Source organism: Kosakonia arachidis, assembly GCF_900116535.1.
In the GTDB taxonomy this organism is placed as follows: Bacteria; Pseudomonadota; Gammaproteobacteria; order Enterobacterales; family Enterobacteriaceae; genus Kosakonia; species Kosakonia arachidis.
In genome coordinates this window covers 144,608-162,465 of record NZ_FPAU01000004.1, presented here as the reverse complement: position 1 = coordinate 162,465, position 17,858 = coordinate 144,608, and the positions used below count along the sequence as shown (strand labels likewise).

The following is a 17,858-nucleotide window of genomic DNA, read 5'->3' as shown; positions in this document are numbered from 1 at the left end:
AAATATTCCCATAGCAATGATTGATCCAGCTCACATTCCCCGGATATTTAAGGCATACCAATTCTTTTTGCTGTCATATAACTTTACACTGCCATTGTTAATTATTGGTTAATCAGGTGTATACAGATGAAGACTATTGCTTCCGCATCGCTTCCTGCCACGGTACAGCAACCTCAGTATGATCGCTCACAGCTACGCTCGCGAATTGTGCACTTCGGTTTTGGCGCGTTTCATCGTGCACATCAGGCGCTGTTGACTAACCGGGTGCTTAATGCACAAGGCGGCGACTGGGGAATTTGTGAAATCAGCTTATTCAGCGGTGATGTACTGATGTCGCAACTGCGCGAGCAGGATCATCTGTATACCGTGCTGGAGAAAGGCGCAACCGGTAATCAGCCGATTATTGTCGGCGCAGTCAATGAGTGTCTGAATGCAAAGCTCGATTCCCTGCCTGCCATCATTGAGAAATTTTGTGAACCACAGGTGGCAATTGTTTCGCTGACGATTACCGAAAAAGGCTACTGTATCGACCCGGCCAGCGGCCAGTTGGATCTGCGCCAGCCACGTATTGAACATGACCTTCAGCACCCGCACGAGCCGCATTCGGCGCCGGGCATTCTGGTTGAAGCGTTGTATCGTCGCCGCGAACGCGGGCTGCCGCCGTTTACTGTGCTCTCTTGCGATAACATTCCTGACAATGGGCACATTGTCAAAAACGCGGTGTTGGGTATGGCAAAAACCCGCTCACCGGAACTGGCGCACTGGATCGCGGAGAATGTTAGTTTTCCGGCCACAATGGTCGATCGCATCGTGCCAGCAGCAACAGACGAATCGCTGGCGGAAATCAGCGATGTACTGGGTGTTTTCGACCCCTGCGCTATCAGCTGCGAACCATTTATTCAGTGGGTGATTGAAGATAATTTCGTCGCCGGACGTCCGCAGTGGGAAGTTGCAGGCGTACAACTGGTGCAGGATGTGCAGCCATGGGAACAGATGAAACTTCGAATGCTCAACGGCAGCCACTCTTTCCTTGCTTATCTGGGCTATCTGGCCGGTTTTGCACATATTAATGACTGCATGCAGGATGAAGCGTTTCGCGAAGCCGCCCATCGTCTGATGCTGGATGAGCAAGCGCCAACCCTGCTCATCACCGGGGTCGATCTGACCGCTTATGCTGATAGCCTGCTTGAACGCTTCGCTAACCCGGCGCTGAAACACCGCACCTGGCAAATTGCCATGGACGGCAGCCAAAAGCTGCCGCAGCGCATGCTCGACAGCGTTCGTGTTCATTTGCAACGGGAAAGTCGCTGGCCGCTGCTGGCGCTGGGCATTGCCGGCTGGATGCGTTATGTCAGCGGCGTGGATGATGCCGGACAACCTATTGATATTCGCGATCCCCTGGTGGATAAAATTCACGCCATTGTCGCAACCAGTAACGAGGCTGAGCGCGTGGCTGCGCTGCTGGCGCTTAAGGAGATATTCGGTAGCGATCTGCCGCTTAATCCGTTGTTTGTCGATGCCGTTGACGATGCATGGCAAAACATTGTCGTCCATGGCGCTCACGGCGCGATAAAACGTCTGCTGAACGCTTAACAATTACTGCGATTTACGCGGATGGTTCGTGCTTTACACCGTCCGCACTCTTCTCTTTTCTCATTTTTTTCGCCAGGATCACAAATTATCTACGTTTTATTGACGACTGGAGATTCTGTGACCAAGACCAATCTCATTACCGGCTTTCTCGGAAGCGGCAAAACCACTTCTATTTTGCACCTGCTGGCGAATAAAGATCCGCAGGAAAAATGGGCAGTGCTGGTGAATGAATTTGGCGAAGTCGGTATCGACGGCGCACTGCTTGCCGACAGCGGCGCACTGCTTAAAGAGATCCCAGGTGGTTGTATGTGCTGCGTAAATGGTCTCCCGATGCAGGTAGGGCTGAACACCTTGCTGCGCCAGGGCAAACCCGACCGTCTGTTGATTGAACCGACCGGGCTCGGCCATCCGAAACAGATCCTCAATATGTTAACAGACCCGGTCTACGAACCCTGGATTGATCTGCGCGCCACCCTCTGTTTGCTTGACCCCCGCCAGTTACTGGATGAGAAAGCGCTTACTAACGATAACTTCCGCGATCAATTGGCAGCCGCCGATATCATTGTCGCCAATAAACAGGATCGAGCAACCGTAGAGAGCCAGCACGCGCTGGAAGAGTGGTGGTCCCGCTTCGGCGGCGATCGCCAGCGGGTCAGCGTCACCCTGGGCGCGATCGATGGCACATTGCTCGATCATCCGCGCCGTAATCAGCGGGAGCTTCCTTCCAGTGCTGCACATGACCACACGCACGGTGAACGAAAAGGGCTTGCGGCGCTGAGCCTGCCAGCGCATCAACGCTGGCGTCGGAGTCTGAACAGCGGTCAGGGCTATCAGGCGTGCGGCTGGATTTTTGATGAAGATACGGTGTTTGACACTATTGGCCTGCTTGAATGGGTGCGTCATGCCCCGGTTGAGCGTGTCAAAGGCGTTATGCGTATACCGGAAGGTCTGCTGCGGGTGAATCGTCAGGGAGAGGATTTTCATCTCGAAACGCAGAATGTTGCGCCGCCGGATAGTCGAATCGAGCTCATTACCGCCTCTGAAGCAGACTGGAACATACTTCAGTCTGCTTTGTTGAAGCTTCGTTTAAGTCAGGATCGCTAACCTCCCCCCCTTTATTTATTAATAATCCTTAAGTAATGAAAACTCGTTTACCCCTGATTATCTTGCTGAACGCCGTCGGGCTGGCCCTGTTTATATGCTGGTATATGCCTGTAAATCATGGGTTTTGGTTTCCGATGGACTCGACCATTTTCCATTTCTTCAACAGTAGATTGGTAGAAAATCACACCTTGCTTTGGCTGGTAGCGTTAACCAATAACCGCGCGTTTGATGCCTGTTCGCTGGTTGCCATGGGCTGTCTGATGCTGTCGTTCTGGCTGCCAGCCGATCGTACAGGCCGTCGCCGTGTAGTGACTATTGGCCTGACCATGTTATTGATTGCTGTTGTGGTAAACCAACTGGCGCAGCATCTGATGCCGGTGCAACGCGCGAGCCCGTCACTTTACTTTACCGATATACACCGCGTGAGCGATCTGCTCGATTTCCCGACCAAAGATGCATCGAAGGATAGTTTTCCTGGCGATCATGGAATGATGTTGCTTATTTTCGCTGCGGTGATGTGGCGTTATTTCGGCAAAAAAGCATTGGGCATTTCGCTCATTATTTTTGCGGTTTTCGCCTTCCCGCGCGTCATGATTGGCGCGCACTGGTTTACAGATATTGCTGTAGGTTCGTTATCCGCGGTGCTGATTGGTCTGCCGTGGTGTCTTTTAACGCCGCTAAGCGATAAAATTATCGCTTTGTTTGATCATTATTTGCCTGGGAATAACAAACTTTAAACAATCGTCCAACATCAAGGAATGCCATCTATTAGGGAACGTTTTCGATCCCTAATTTAAATCTGCCGCCTTTTCCCGCTATTGTCATTTTCCTGACATAGTAAACTGCATAAGAATTAGCACATTGCGTGCTTTTTACACTGATAAGCTCAATTTTTGAGCATTTCAGGAAATTCACTTTCTGTATCATAATTTCTTATAAAAAAATGTACAAAAGCGCTCGCCATGCCCTGGATGTTCAGGTAACCTCGGTTCGTCTTGTTGCAAAGAGTGCCGTTATTCTCGTTGTGCGTATTTTTGTGCGTTCTTCCACAAATCTGTGCTTGAGCGATTGTCTCGATGCTTTCAGATAATTAATCTCGCTGCGTTGGCATTTTTATAACGATATTTATCGTTAAGGACTTCAAGGGAAAATAAGTAATATGGTCAAATCTCAGCCGATTTTGAGATATATCTTGCGGGCGATCCCTGCAATTGCAGTAGCGGTACTGCTCTCTGCTTGTTCTACAAATACCGCAAAGAACATGCATTCTGAGACGCTTGCTGTGGGTGAAGATAGTTCTTCACTGCAAACCTCTCAGGATGAATTTGAAAATATGGTTCGTAATCTGGACGTAAAAAGCCGCATTATGGATCAATATGCTAGCTGGAAAGGCGTTCGTTACCGTCTCGGCGGCGACACCAAAAAAGGCATTGACTGTTCTGGTTTCGTGCAACGCACCTTCCGTGAGCAGTTTGGTTTAGAGCTGCCGCGTTCCACATGGGAACAGCAGGAAACAGGTAAATCCATCTCACGTACCAGTTTGCGTACGGGCGATTTGGTTCTGTTTAGGGCGGGTTCAACGGGCCGACATGTTGGCATCTATATTGGCAACAACCAGTTTGTTCATGCTTCAACCACCAATGGTGTGATGATTTCCAGCATGGATGAGCCTTACTGGAAAAAGCGCTACAACGAAGCGCGACGTATCCTGACTCACAGCTAATCGCTTAATGCCGGTTTACCCTTGAGCTGGCAATTAAGTCTAAAAACACTGCTCCGGCAGTGTTTTTTATGCTTGTTGTATGCCATCCCTTCTCTTCAAGTTATAGCCAAGCTATATTGCTCCTGCCCCCCCTGAACACCTCGAATGGACCTGATACTATGTTCAGCCGCTATTTTTCACGGAACCGCAAAATTATATTGATAAGTCTGATCGCGGGCATGCTCTCTGCATTTATTGTTGGTGGACTACAATTGGGGCTTGAGCAGCATAAACGCGAAGATCGCTATACCGCGTTAGTGAACAATATTCAGCACTGGCTCTCAGGCTATCTCAATGAAATACGAACAACCGCAGAATCGCTGCAACCGCTCGCGCTTGATGAGTGTCATGTCGCCGCTGGCGAGCTGACCTCCAGGGCTGCATTCACAATTAACGTACGTGCGTTTCTGCTGGTAAAAGATCAACAAGCCTTTTGCTCATCGGCCACCGGCGAGATGAGCATGCCCATGAAAGATCTGGTGCCGGATATCGACCTGACAAAAGACACTGATATGGTGTTACTGCCCGGCACCCCAATGATGCCGAACAAACCTGCTATCGCCGTCTGGTTTCGTAGCCCGCTACTGGAGAAACGCGGGGTGTTCGCCACACTGAATATCAATCTCACGCCTTACATGCTCTATATCTCGCAACGCCCCGATCTGACTGGCGTGGCGCTGAGCATCGGCCATCGTGCCGTTTCCACCTTTTCGCCCGGTTTAGTTGATCTGAGCACGATAACCCTGCCACCGATACGAGCAGCGCACATTGAAGGTTCGCCAATCACATTTTATCTCTATGCAAAAAAGTGGCGACCAGAGGATATTCAATTCGCCGTGCTGCTTGCTACCACTTTTGGCATGCTTTTTGGTCTGCTGACCGCCTATATTCTGCAGAACAATCTCACCCCAGGCCGCGAGATCCTGAGCGGTATCAAGCGAGATCAATTCTATGTTGTCTACCAACCGGTAGTGGATGCGAAAAATTTGCAGGTCACCGGCGTTGAAGTTCTGATGCGCTGGAAACATCCAACGGCAGGTGAAATCCCACCGGATGCATTTATTCATTTTGCTGAAGCCCAGCAACTGATTATGCCGCTAACGCAGCATCTGTTCCGCTTAATTGCCCACGATGCGCCGCGATTAAAGACGCTCCTGCCCGAAGGTGCAAAACTGGGCATTAACATCGCACCTGGTCACCTGCAAGATGAAAACTTTATGCAGGATATTCGCCAGCTATCGCGTTCGCTCCCCGCCCACCATTTCAGTATTGTACTGGAGATCACCGAGCGGGATATGTTACTAAACGAAGTGACTGCGCGGTTTGAGCAGCTCCGTGAAGAGGGCTACGAAACGGCTATTGATGATTTCGGCACCGGACACAGCGCGCTGATTTATCTGGAACGTTTCACGATGGACTACCTGAAAATCGACCGTGGTTTCGTCAATGCCATTGGCACAGAAACCGTAACGTCGCCTGTGCTTGATGCCGTGCTGACACTGGCAAAAAAACTGAATATGCTAACGGTCGCCGAAGGCGTTGAAACGCCAGAGCAAGCCCGGTGGCTCCGCGAACATGGTGTTCATTACATGCAAGGCTACTATTTTAGCCGTCCGATGACACTGCAACAGTTTACCGAATGGCGGTCACCGCCGTTTTCCGCGCTGTTATAGGCGTGAATTATTTCACAACCTGCCGGGCCTCCCTTATTATTCAATGATTAGAATTTAAGGCGCCTGCCGAGCCGCCGTTCACAGGGACACAGCGAATGAAGTTTTTGCGTATTTCAGCTTTCGTTCTGGCGTTTGCCACTCTGGCTTGTCAGGCCCAGACCATTAAAGAGAGCGACTCATTTGCCGTGATCGGCGAGCCTAAATACGCCATCAACTTTACCCATTTTGACTACGTGAATCCTGCAGCACCAAAAGGTGGTAATGCGACGCTGTCGGTGATTGGCACCTTCGATAACTTCAACCGTTTTGCCATGCGGGGAAACGCCGCAGTCCGAACTGAATCGCTGTACGACGCCCTCTTTACCACCTCCGATGATGAACCCGGCAGTTACTACCCTCTGGTCGCAGAAATGGCCCGTTATGCGGATGACTTCTCCTGGATGGAGGTCTCGCTGAACCCCCGTGCGACATTTCATGACGGCTCGCCCATTCGCGCTAGCGATGTAGCGTTTACCTTTAAAAAATTTATGACGGAAGGTGTGCCACAATTTCGCCTGGTCTATAAGGGAACGACGGTGAAAGCGATTTCGCCGTTGACCGTACGCATTGTTCTGGCAAAACCCAGTAAAGAGAGCATGCTTAGCCTGCTGACGCTGCCGGTGATGCCGGAAAAATTCTGGAAAGCTCACCGTTTGGATGAACCTCTGCCGCGCCCGCCGCTGGGCAGCGGTCCTTATCGCATCAGCGCCTGGCGCATGGGTCAGTATATTACTTATAGCCGGGTCAAAGATTACTGGGGCGCGAATCTGCCGGTTAACCGCGGACGCTGGAATTTCGACACGATCCGTTACGATTACTACCTCGACGATAATGTCGCGTTCGAAGCCTTTAAGGCTGGCGCATTCGATATGCGCAGCGAAAGCGATGCCAAAAACTGGGCCACGCGCTATACCGGCAGCAATTTCAGCCATGGTTATATTGTTAAAGATGAAGAACCGAATACATCAGCTCAGGATACACGCTGGCTGGCGTTTAATATTCAGCGGCCCATCTTCAGCGATCGCCGCGTCCGCGAAGCCATATCGCTGGCCTTTGATTTTGAATGGATGAACAAAGCACTGTTTTACGGTGCCTACAGCCGCGCTAACAGCTATTTCCAGAATACTGAATACGCCGCGCGTACTTATCCCGATGCGGATGAATTAGTCCTGCTGGCACCGTTAAAAGCACAACTGCCACCAGAAGTTTTCACTTCTGTTTACACACCAGCAAAATCCGACGGTAGCGGTTATGACAGGGCAAATCTGCTCAAAGCCGACAAACTGCTGACGGAAGCGGGCTGGGTGCTGAAAAATCAGCGGCGAGTGAATGCGCAAACCGGCCAGCCTTTCACCTTTGAACTGTTACTGCCTTCCGGCGGCGATACCTTGTGGGTGCTCCCGTTCCAGCACAGCCTCGCACGTCTTGGTATCAATATGGAGGTGCGCCAGGTCGATAACTCGCAGGCCACCAGCCGCATGCGCAGCCGTGATTACGACATGATGCCGCGCCTGTGGCGGGCGCAATTGTGGCCAAGCGAGGATCTACAAATTGCCTGGAGCTCGCAATACATTGACTCTTCATATAACGCGCCCGGCGTCAAAAACCCGGCGGTGGATAATCTGATCGCGCAGATCGCGCACTGGCAGGGCAATAAGGAGAAACTGTTACCACTTGGTCGCGCTCTGGATCGCGTACTGACCTGGAATTACTACATGCTGCCCATGTGGTATATGTCGGCTGATCGCATCGCCTGGTGGGATAAATTCTCGATGCCTGCCGTTCGCCCCCTCTACTCACTGGGTTTTGATACCTGGTGGTATGACGTAAATAAAGCGGCGAAACTGCCCGCAGCCAGACGTTAAGGAGACCGGATGGGTGCCTATATCATTCGCCGCCTATTACTGATAATTCCCACTCTCTGGGCCATTATCACCATTAATTTTTTCATCGTGCAGATTGCCCCCGGCGGCCCGGTTGATCAGGCCATTGCCGCCATTGAGTTTGGCGATCATAACGCATTGCCAGGTAGCAGTGCAGGCGGTATGGGCGCAACCCATGCGCGAACGGGCGTAGGCGATGTCCTCAGTAATGACAGCCACTATCGCGGCGGTCGTGGGCTCGATCCGCAAGTTATTGAAGAGATCAAAAAACGCTATGGTTTTGATAAGCCGCTGTACCAGCGTTACTTCAAAATGCTGTGGGATTATATACGTTTCGACTTCGGTGACAGCCTGTTTCGCAGCGCCTCGGTGCTGCAATTGATCAAAGACAGCCTACCGGTTTCTATCTCTGTTAGCCTGTGGGCAATGCTTATCGTCTATCTGGTGTCGATACCGCTCGGCATTCGCAAAGCGGTCTATAACGGCAGTCGTTTCGACATCTGGAGCAGCGCGGTCATCATCGTTGGCTATTCGATCCCCTCTTTCCTGTTCGCGATTGTGCTGATTATCTTTTTTTCCGGCGGCAGCTATTATGACATTTTCCCGCTTCGCGGACTGGTCTCGACAAATTTCGACACACTGCCCTGGTATCAAAAAATTACCGACTACCTTTGGCATATCACTCTGCCGGTACTGGCCTCGGTGATTGGCGGATTAGCTGCGCTGACGATGCTGACCAAGAACTCCTTTATGGATGAGATCCGTAAACAGTATGTGGTTACGGCTCGCGCCAAAGGCGTAAGCGAGCGCAATATCATGCGCAAACATGTGTTTCGCAACGCGATGCTACTGGTGATTGCCGGTTTTCCAGCCACTTTTATCAGCATGTTTTTTACCGGTTCTCTATTGATTGAAGTGATTTTTTCGCTTAACGGTCTTGGCCTGCTAGGCTATGAAGCCACGCTTTCGCGGGATTACCCGGTCATGTTTGGCACACTCTATATTTTCTCTCTGATCGGCCTGCTACTGAATATCCTCAGTGATATCACCTATACGCTGGTGGATCCGCGAATCGATTTCGAGGGACGCTGATGTTTCAACTTAGCTACGTCAACCAGATGCGCTGGGAGCGCTTTCGCCATAACCGGCGCGGCTACTGGTCGCTGTGGATCTTTTTAACCATTTTTATTCTCAGCCTGTTTGCCGAACTGGTGGCGAATGACCGGCCACTGCTGGTGCGTTATGAAGGGCATTGGTATGTCCCACTGGTCAAAAATTACAGTGAAAGCGATTTTGGTGGCCCGTTGGCCACCGCAGCGGATTATCAGGATCCATGGCTGAAAAAACGGCTTGAAGAGCACGGCTGGGCGTTGTGGGCACCAGTGCGATTCGGCGCGCGCAGCATTAACTATGACACCACCACCCCCTTTCCCTCGCCACCTTCAGCACAAAACTGGCTTGGCACCGATGCGAATGGCGGTGATGTGCTGGCGCGGATCCTCTATGGTACGCGGATTTCGCTACTATTCGGCCTGATGTTGACTTTTTGTACCAGTGTCATTGGCATCTTGGCTGGCGCACTACAGGGCTATTACGGCGGTAAGATCGACCTGCTTGGACAACGTTTTATTGAAGTCTGGTCCGGTCTGCCAACGCTATTTTTAATTATTTTGCTCTCCAGCGTGATCCAGCCAGGTTTCTGGTGGCTGCTGGGTATTACTGTGCTATTCGGCTGGATGACGCTGGTCAGCGTGGTCCGCGCTGAATTCCTGCGCACACGTAATTTTGACTATATCCGTGCCGCTCAGGCGCTGGGAGTTAGCGATCGCGCTATTATGCTGCGCCATATGTTGCCTAATGCGATGGTCGCCACCCTGACGCTGCTGCCATTCGTACTTTGCGGCTCAGTGGGGACGCTGACTTCGCTGGATTTCCTCGGCTTTGGTTTGCCACTTGGGTCGCCGTCGCTGGGCGAGTTGCTGTTACAGGGGAAAAATAACTTACAAGCACCGTGGCTGGGGATCGCCGCATTTGTCTCCACCGCCCTGCTGCTTTCGCTGCTGATTTTTATCGGCGAGGCAGTGCGCGACGCATTTGATCCAAATAAGGCGGTGTAACCATGGCCACTCCCCTGCTCTCCATCAATTCCCTCTCTATTGCTTTTCGCCAGCAGCAGACGTTACGCCCCGTCGTCAGCGATCTCTCCTTATGTATCGAAGCCGGTGAAACACTGGCGCTGGTGGGAGAATCCGGTTCCGGCAAAAGCGTCAGCGCACTGTCGATCCTACGTCTTCTGCCTTCACCTCCGGTGGTTTATCCTGAGGGCGATATTTTGTTCCACGGCGAGTCGTTGCTGCATGCCAGTGAACGCACGCTACGTGGCGTACGCGGCAACACCATCGCCATGATTTTCCAGGAACCCATGGTGTCGCTTAACCCCCTACACACGCTGGAAAAACAGCTTTATGAGGTACTCTCGCTGCACCGGGGAATGCGCCGTGAAGCCGCGCGCGCAGAGATCCTTGATTGTCTGGATCGGGTCGGAATACGAAACGCGCGCCAGCGATTAGGGGATTTTCCACATCAATTTTCTGGCGGCGAACGCCAGCGCGTGATGATCGCAATGGCGCTGTTGACGCGACCCGAACTGCTGATTGCTGACGAACCCACCACCGCGCTGGATGTTTCCGTGCAGGCGCAAATCCTGAAGCTGCTGCGCGAACTGCGAGATGAGTTGAATATGGGGCTGCTGTTTATCACCCATGATCTGGGCATCGTGCGCAAGCTGGCGGACAATGTCGCCGTGATGCAGAACGGTCGCAGCGTCGAGCAAAACAGCGCCCGGGCGCTGTTCAGCGCGCCAACGCATCCCTACACCCAACGGTTGCTCAACAGCGAGCCATCAGGCGATCCCGTTCCGCTTCCTGAGGATGCACCATCGTTACTGGAAGTACAAAATCTTAGTGTCAGCTTCCCGGTTCATAAAGGGATTCTTAAGCGTGTGGTCGCGCATAATCAGGTGGTGCGGAACATTAACTTTTCCCTGCGGGCGGGTGAAACACTGGGGCTGGTAGGCGAATCAGGATCCGGTAAAAGCACAACCGGGCTTGCGTTGCTGCGCCTGGTGGCTTCGCAGGGCACGATTTCTTTTGCCGGTAAACCGCTGCATCTCTGGAATCGTCAGCAGATGCTGCCAGTTCGCCATCGCATCCAGGTGGTGTTTCAGGATCCCAATTCTGCGCTCAATCCTCGCCTCAGCGCACTGCAAATTATCGAAGAGGGTTTACGGGTGCATCATCCTGCGTTAACGCGGGATGCTCGCGAGCAACGTGTGATAGAAGTGATGCAGGAAGTAGGTCTGGATCCTGAAACACGGCGGCGTTTTCCCGGCGAGTTTTCAGGTGGCCAGCGCCAGCGAATTGCAATTGCCCGCGCGCTGATCCTGAAACCTGAGCTGATTATTCTGGATGAACCCACCTCATCGCTGGATCGCACCGTGCAGGCGCAGATTCTTACGTTGCTCAAGTCCTTACAGCAAACGCATCGGCTGGCGTATATCTTCATCAGCCACGATTTGCAGGTGATCCGCGCTTTATGTCATCAGGTCATTGTGCTGAAACAGGGTGAAGTCGTTGAGCAGGGTGAGTGTCAGCGTATTTTTAGTGCACCAGCACAGGCATATACACGCCAGCTGTTGGCATTAAGCTGACGTTCAGAACGGGTTTTGGCGGGAGAAGGGTTCGGCGATGGCAACGCCAAAGTTTTTCAGGCGGCAGGTGGCAGCAAACACATCCTGGCAGTTGACGAACAGGCACGGCTCCCCTTCACACTCCAGAACGGAACAATCTACCTCAATATCACTCAACGCCTGGCTGAGCTTATGCATGACCGGCCAGGCATTATCACCATCCGGACTGAGCAATTTTAAGGCGACAAGGCTGTCTTCCGCAGACTGACCATTTTGCGGAATCGGTTCAACTTTTGCGCCTGCAAAACCATCCAGCCAGCGATAAGACTGGGGCAGACGATGGATGATGGAGAGCTGTAATGTATTCACTTTCTTTCCCCAGAAGCACTTTCACTTCACAAATATTTCACATTTATATTAACACAAGTTTGACAATTCATCTTGTCAACTACGCAGAAAAAGTCACATCCTGCGCAGCTCATGGGCTTGCTGCCCATTTATCTGGGTTTTAATGGGTCAGCAGCGGACCGTGTTTCGCGCTATATGTACCCGTTTCTGCGATCTAACTCAACCTTTTTCACTACAATGATGTGACTTTTTACACTAATTGATTTTACATAAAATAAACAATCACAGGCGAATGTATATCGTCTTGGGTTGACATGCATCAAAAAAGGGAACGTTTTCACGCTCCCTTTGGTGAAGATTCAGGCAGATTTCTTTGAGCGGCTGGCATAGAGGTAAAAGAGGATTGAACTGGTCGCACAAAAGGTGATCGACCAAATCATGGGCCAGGCGGTGTTAAAGGTCGCCATCGACAACAACGCACCGACCATCGCGCCGATGCCGAAGCGGAACGTGCCCGCCAGCGACGATGCTGTTCCTGCCATATGCGGGAATTCATCAAGAATAACGGCCATCGCATTGGATGCCACCAGCGATACGCAGCCGACAAATGCCGCCACGCCAAGCACCAGCGCCCAGAAGCCCACGCCCAACAAGGCTGTCACCACCATCCAGATAGCCATCGCAAACTGGATCCACAACCCGCTGCGGAACATGTTCAGCGCGCCGACACGACGCACAAAACGGCCGTTAATAATCGTCATGATAAACAGGAACACAATGTTCAGCGCAAAGTAGTAACCAAAATGCTGTGGTGCAACGTGGTTGATTTGGATATAGACGAACGGCCCGGCGCTGAGAAAGGAGAACATTCCGGCAAAGCTGAAGCCACTCGCCAGCATATAGCTCAGCACACGCTTGTGGCGAAACAGCGAAGCAAAGTTGCCGATAGTCGTGCGCAGGTGAAACTTATGCCGTTTCTCGACAGGCAGCGTTTCGCGGATAAATAGCATAATCATCACCGACGCCAGTAGCGCAGCAATTGCCAGGATCCAGAAAATAGCATGCCAGCTAAACCAGACCAGCACCGCGCCGCCGATCATTGGTGCCAGCAATGGCGCAATGGTGGTGACCAGCATGACAAACGACATCATGCGCGAGAACTCTTCACGGGGGTAGATATCGCGCATCAAGGCGTTGATCACCACACTCGCTGCCGCTGCCGCCAGGCCGTGGAAAAAACGCATGGTGATCAATTGATCTATGCTCTGCGCCAGCGCACAAGCCACTGCCGCAGCAGCAAAGATCAGCGTTCCCCCGAGGATAACCGGCTTACGCCCGATGCTGTCAGCCATCGGCCCGTATAGCAACTGCCCCACCGCGAACCCCAGAATATAAGTGCTGAGAGTCATCTGTGCGCTGCCTGCCGGGACGCTAAACTGCTCGGCGATCACTGGCAGTGCCGGCAGATACATATCGATGGATAACGGCATCAGCATGGCCAACAGGCCAAGAATGAACACAATACTCAGTGAAGAGTGTGGCCTACTGGTCACTAAGATCTCCTGAAATTAACGAAAAGGCATGCCAACGCTGGCAATTTCATCTTCTGTCAGCGGCCGATACTCACCGGGAGCCAACGCCTCATCCAACGCAATCGTGCCGATCCGCTCGCGGTGCAGCGCGATGACATGATTACCGACAGCCGCAAACATGCGTTTCACCTGATGATAGCGACCTTCACTGATGGTCAGGCGCACCTGCGTCGGGGTGATCACTTCCAGCGCTGCGGGTTTGGTGAGATCTTTCTCGTTATGCAACTGGATGCCATGAGCAAACTGCGCGGCGATCTCTTCAGTGACCGGAGACTCAAGCGTCACCAGATAGGTTTTTTCACAATGATGGCGTGGCGAAGTAATACGGTGCGACCACTGGCCATCATCGGTCATCAGCACCAACCCGGTAGTATCGATATCCAGACGCCCTGCGGCATGCAGCTTGTGGGCAACCGGTTCATCAAGAAAATAGAGCACGGTGGGATGATCCGGATCGTCAGTAGAACAGACATAACCTTCCGGTTTATGCAGCATAAAATAGCGCGGGCCATTCTGCTGAACCAGGGTGTTGCCCTCGTATTCAACCTCGTGTTCTGGTTGCAGTTTAAAGGCAGCATCTCTGACGATGTCACCGTCAACACTAACACGGCTGGCGCGGATTTCACGCCCGGCAATCGCCCGGCTGACGCCAAGCTGCTGAGCGATAAACTTATCAAGTCGCATGAATTTTTCTGGCCTGTATGGTGCTGGGTGCGGGCAAAATGCCCACAAGAAGAAATGAGTACCCTGACAGTATAACGAGCATCACAAACCGCTCAAAGGAAAGATTCGTGGCATACTGTGCAGCGTCACCCTGCAACCCATCGAGACCATGACTTTTACGCTACGCCCCTATCAACGCGAAGCGGTGGATGCCACCCTCGCCCATTTCCGCAAACATGCTGAACCTGCCGTGATAGTGCTTCCTACCGGTGCGGGAAAAAGTCTGGTGATCGCTGAACTGGCAAGGCTCGCTCGGGGCCGCGTACTGGTGCTGGCACACGTCAAAGAACTGGTAGCGCAGAATCATGCGAAATATGTTGCGCTGGGGCTGGAGGCCGACATTTTCGCCGCCGGGCTGAAGCGTAAGCAGAGCCACGGAAAAGTGGTGTTCGGCAGCGTACAGTCGGTGGCGCGCAACCTGGAGCAGTTTCAGAGCGAGTTTTCTTTGCTGGTAGTCGACGAGTGTCATCGTATTAGCGACGATGACGACAGCCAGTACCAGCAAATCCTCAGCCACTTGCGCGAAGTGAACCCTCACGTGCGTTTGCTTGGCCTTACCGCCACGCCTTTCCGGCTGGGGAAAGGCTGGATTTACCGCTTTCATTATCACGGCATGGTACGCGGCGATGAAAAAGCGCTGTTCCGCGACTGCATTTATGAGCTACCGCTACGTTATATGATCAAGCACGGTTATTTAACGCCGCCGGAACGGCTGGATATGCCGGTCATGCAGTACGATTTCAGCCGCTTACAGGCGCAAAGTAATGGGCTGTTCAGCGAGGTGGATCTTAACCGTGAACTGAAAAAGCAGCAGCGCATTACCCCGCATATCATCAGCCAGATTATTGAATTCGCGCAAACGCGCAAAGGAGCGATGATTTTTGCAGCGACCGTCGAGCATGCACGGGAGATCACCGGCCTGTTACCTGCAAACGATGCGGCGCTCATCACCGGTGAAACGCCAGGTCCGCAACGCGATGCATTGATTGAGGCATTCAAAAATCAGCAGTTCCGTTACCTGGTTAACGTGGCGGTGCTGACCACCGGTTTCGATGCGCCACATGTTGATTTAATTGCTATTTTACGGCCAACGGAATCCGTTAGTCTGTATCAGCAAATTGTCGGACGCGGCCTGCGACTTGCGCCCGGTAAAACCGACTGTCTGATCCTTGATTATGCCGGTAACCCTCACGATCTCTATGCGCCGGAAATTGGTGCGCCAAAACGCAAAAGCGATAACGTCCCTGTTCAGGTTTTCTGCCCCGGCTGCGGCTTTGCCAATACCTTCTGGGGAAAAACCACTGCCGACGGTACGCTAATTGAACACTTTGGTCGCCGCTGCCAGGGCTGGCTGGAAGACGATGAAGGCAACCGCGAACAATGTGATTACCGTTTTCGCTTTAAAAACTGTCCGCAGTGCAATGCGGAAAACGATATCGCAGCCCGTCGCTGCCGCGCCTGCGATACCGTGCTTGTCGATCCAGACGATATGCTAAAAGCGGCGCTGAATTTAAAAGATGCGCTGGTGCTACGCTGTAGTGGCATGACGCTACAACACGGTGCTGATGAGAAAGGTGAATGGCTAAAAATCACCTATTACGATGAAGATGGTGCCGATGTCAGCGAACGTTTCCGTTTGCAGACACCAGCACAGCGAACCGCTTTCGAACAGCTGTTTATCCGCCCGCATACGCGCACCCCCGGCGTGCCGCTGCGTTGGGTTGTCGCCGCCGATATCGTGGCGCAGCAGGTGCTGTTACGTCATCCCGATTTTGTGGTTGCCCGAATGAAAGGTCAGTACTGGCAGGTGCGGGAAAAAGTGTTTGATTATGAGGGGCGCTTCCGGCGGGCACATGAATTGCGCGGGTAAATGTACTTTTGATTGATGTATCGAACGTTCGGGGATAGAATACCGCCCGCTTTTGCATCCGCAAAGCCGATCATCTGCCTGTTGCTGGGTCGCCTGTAACAGGATTTATTTAAGAGAGATTTAAATGTTTACTATTAACGCAGAAGTACGTAAAGAGCAGGGTAAGGGTGCGAGCCGCCGCCTGCGCGCAGCGAACAAGTTCCCGGCAATCATCTACGGTGGAACTGAAGCGCCGATCGCTATCGAACTGGATCATGACAAACTGTGGAACATGCAGGCTAAAGCTGAATTCTACAGCGACGTTCTGACCATTGCAGTTGATGGCAAAGAAGTAAAAGTGAAAGTTCAGGCTGTACAGCGTCACGCGTTCAAAGTACGCCTGGCTCACATCGACTTCGTTCGCGCTTAATCGCCGACAAGTTGAAGAAAACCCCGCTCCGGCGGGGTTTTTTTATGCCTTCTTAACGTCGATAAACGACTGACCGATACCCGGACGTGGAGTCATACGCGCGGCTCCGGTCGTGCGTAAAAGAAAACCTACCCATGAGCAGGTTTTAACCGATTACTTACCACCGGTGAAACGACGTTGCAGTTGATCACGCAGATTAGGTGGCGTGCCTTTGATGGTCAGCGTATCCGTAGCCGGATCCCAGAAGATGCGTTCGCCCAGTAACAAGGCATCGAAATTGATCGTCAGACCACCGCCGCTGCCCGCATATTTGGTCAGCTGTCGAAGGGTGCTACGATCCGCCGGGAAGCTCTCTTCAAGCTCGTAGCCCTGGCCTGCGGTAAATTCTTCGAAGCTTACTTCGCTGACGCCCGCCAGCTCTTTAGAAAGAGATGCCAGTTCAATCTCTTCGCCTGCCTGCAATTGCTCATTGCAGTAAGTGTAAACCTGCTGTCGCACTGTCTGGCGTTCTGATTTATCCAGTTCGGCCTGCGCGGTAAAGTCGTCTACCGCCTGCAACAGCCCACGGTTTTGCGCTTTCGCGTTCAACCCTTCACTGGCACCGAGGAAATCCATAAAGAAGTCCGCGACCTTGCGCCCTACCCGCCCTTTCAGGAAAGTCAGATAGCGGGTTGATTCCGGATTTGTCTCCCACTCAGTTAAATCAATGCGCGCCACGATATCAGCATGATTTATATCGAGATAATGTGTCGAACTGATGTCAAGGTTTTCATTTACGCGCATGCTGCTTAAGTTGTTCAGCACCGCCACCAACAGGTACTCCACCGCCAGGTAACGGTAGTGGCAAAACAGCACAATACCGCCATCGGCAAACGGATATTTCGCCAGTTCATCACGTAAGCGCCCGGTTGCCGCGCGGCTGAAATCAAGGAACGCTTCCTCGCCCTGACGCTGAAGACGCAGCGCCTGCGCCAGTTCGCTCTCTTCGTTAAACAGACCGTAGGCTTTATTTTTGGCGCTGTATACCCGATGCAGCTCCGCCACCATCTCTTCGACAGGCGCGGTCGGTTCCAGCAAAGAATCGCGCAGCACCAGTTCAAGGGTTTGCTCATCACGCTTGATAAGCTGGTGCAGGGCAATCTGGTTGATGTCCAGACTCATGATAAACTCTCCT

15 protein-coding genes are annotated in these 17,858 nt (G+C 52.4%); 11 read left to right on the top strand and 4 right to left on the bottom strand.

The window, feature by feature from the left end:
* The first annotated feature begins 126 nt into the window (after window positions 1-126).
* The 9 genes from BM427_RS15695 to yejF all read left to right on the top strand — a co-directional run bounded on the left by BM427_RS15695 (window position 127) and on the right by yejF (window position 11,763).
* Window positions 127-1,593: a mannitol dehydrogenase family protein gene (locus BM427_RS15695; protein ID WP_090123043.1), complete on the top strand. Its 1,467-nt coding sequence runs from the start codon at window positions 127-129 to the stop codon at window positions 1,591-1,593.
* A gap of 117 nt (window positions 1,594-1,710) precedes the next feature.
* Complete coding sequence (locus BM427_RS15690) at window positions 1,711-2,697, top strand: CobW family GTP-binding protein (RefSeq protein ID WP_090123041.1); 987 nt, start codon at window positions 1,711-1,713, stop codon at window positions 2,695-2,697.
* Between the two features lie 35 nt (window positions 2,698-2,732).
* Window positions 2,733-3,434: a phosphatase PAP2 family protein gene (locus BM427_RS15685; RefSeq protein WP_090123039.1), complete on the top strand. Its 702-nt coding sequence runs from the start codon at window positions 2,733-2,735 to the stop codon at window positions 3,432-3,434.
* 422 nt (window positions 3,435-3,856) lie between these two features.
* Window positions 3,857-4,420, top strand: coding sequence for a bifunctional murein DD-endopeptidase/murein LD-carboxypeptidase (gene mepS / locus BM427_RS15680; RefSeq protein ID WP_090123037.1), 564 nt, complete (start codon window positions 3,857-3,859; stop codon window positions 4,418-4,420).
* A 158-nt stretch (window positions 4,421-4,578) separates the two neighbouring features.
* Window positions 4,579-6,132 carry a cyclic di-3',5'-guanosine monophosphate phosphodiesterase PdeN gene (pdeN, locus tag BM427_RS15675; RefSeq protein ID WP_090123035.1) on the top strand — a complete coding sequence of 518 codons (1,554 nt, stop codon included), beginning with the start codon at window positions 4,579-4,581 and terminating at the stop codon, window positions 6,130-6,132.
* A 95-nt stretch (window positions 6,133-6,227) separates the two neighbouring features.
* On the top strand, window positions 6,228-8,036 hold the full coding sequence (locus BM427_RS15670) for an extracellular solute-binding protein (RefSeq protein ID WP_090123033.1): 1,809 nt from the start codon (window positions 6,228-6,230) through the stop codon (window positions 8,034-8,036).
* Between the two features lie 9 nt (window positions 8,037-8,045).
* Window positions 8,046-9,146 carry a microcin C ABC transporter permease YejB gene (locus tag BM427_RS15665; protein WP_090123031.1) on the top strand — a complete coding sequence of 367 codons (1,101 nt, stop codon included), beginning with the start codon at window positions 8,046-8,048 and terminating at the stop codon, window positions 9,144-9,146.
* The gene (locus BM427_RS15660; RefSeq protein WP_090123029.1) at window positions 9,146-10,171 is read left to right on the top strand and encodes a microcin C ABC transporter permease; all 1,026 of its coding nucleotides are present in this window, start codon (window positions 9,146-9,148) and stop codon (window positions 10,169-10,171) included. The genes BM427_RS15665 and BM427_RS15660 overlap by 1 nt, the downstream gene beginning before the upstream one ends.
* A gap of 2 nt (window positions 10,172-10,173) precedes the next feature.
* Window positions 10,174-11,763, top strand: a complete 1,590-nt coding sequence (yejF, locus tag BM427_RS15655; RefSeq protein WP_090123027.1) for a microcin C ABC transporter ATP-binding protein YejF — start codon at window positions 10,174-10,176, stop codon at window positions 11,761-11,763.
* Between the two features lie 3 nt (window positions 11,764-11,766).
* Here yejF and BM427_RS15650 read toward each other — a convergent pair whose 3' ends face one another.
* The 3 genes from BM427_RS15650 to rsuA all read right to left on the bottom strand — a co-directional run bounded on the left by BM427_RS15650 (window position 11,767) and on the right by rsuA (window position 14,366).
* Window positions 11,767-12,111 carry a YejG family protein gene (locus tag BM427_RS15650; protein WP_090123025.1) on the bottom strand — a complete coding sequence of 115 codons (345 nt, stop codon included), beginning with the start codon at window positions 12,109-12,111 and terminating at the stop codon, window positions 11,767-11,769.
* A gap of 338 nt (window positions 12,112-12,449) precedes the next feature.
* Complete coding sequence (locus tag BM427_RS15645) at window positions 12,450-13,643, bottom strand: Bcr/CflA family multidrug efflux MFS transporter (protein ID WP_090123023.1); 1,194 nt, start codon at window positions 13,641-13,643, stop codon at window positions 12,450-12,452.
* Window positions 13,644-13,658: 15 nt separating this feature from the next.
* A complete protein-coding gene (gene rsuA / locus BM427_RS15640; RefSeq protein WP_090123021.1) occupies window positions 13,659-14,366 on the bottom strand; it encodes a 16S rRNA pseudouridine(516) synthase RsuA in 708 nt (235 codons plus the stop codon).
* A gap of 148 nt (window positions 14,367-14,514) precedes the next feature.
* Here rsuA and radD point away from each other — a divergent pair, with 148 nt between their 5' ends.
* Window positions 14,515-16,275, top strand: coding sequence for a DNA repair helicase RadD (gene radD, locus BM427_RS15635; protein WP_090123019.1), 1,761 nt, complete (start codon window positions 14,515-14,517; stop codon window positions 16,273-16,275).
* 124 nt (window positions 16,276-16,399) lie between these two features.
* Window positions 16,400-16,684: a 50S ribosomal protein L25 gene (gene rplY, locus BM427_RS15630; RefSeq protein ID WP_090123017.1), complete on the top strand. Its 285-nt coding sequence runs from the start codon at window positions 16,400-16,402 to the stop codon at window positions 16,682-16,684.
* Between the two features lie 153 nt (window positions 16,685-16,837).
* Here rplY and yejK read toward each other — a convergent pair whose 3' ends face one another.
* The gene (gene yejK, locus BM427_RS15625; protein WP_090123015.1) at window positions 16,838-17,845 is read right to left on the bottom strand and encodes a nucleoid-associated protein YejK; all 1,008 of its coding nucleotides are present in this window, start codon (window positions 17,843-17,845) and stop codon (window positions 16,838-16,840) included.
* Between the last annotated feature and the right edge of the window lie 13 nt (window positions 17,846-17,858).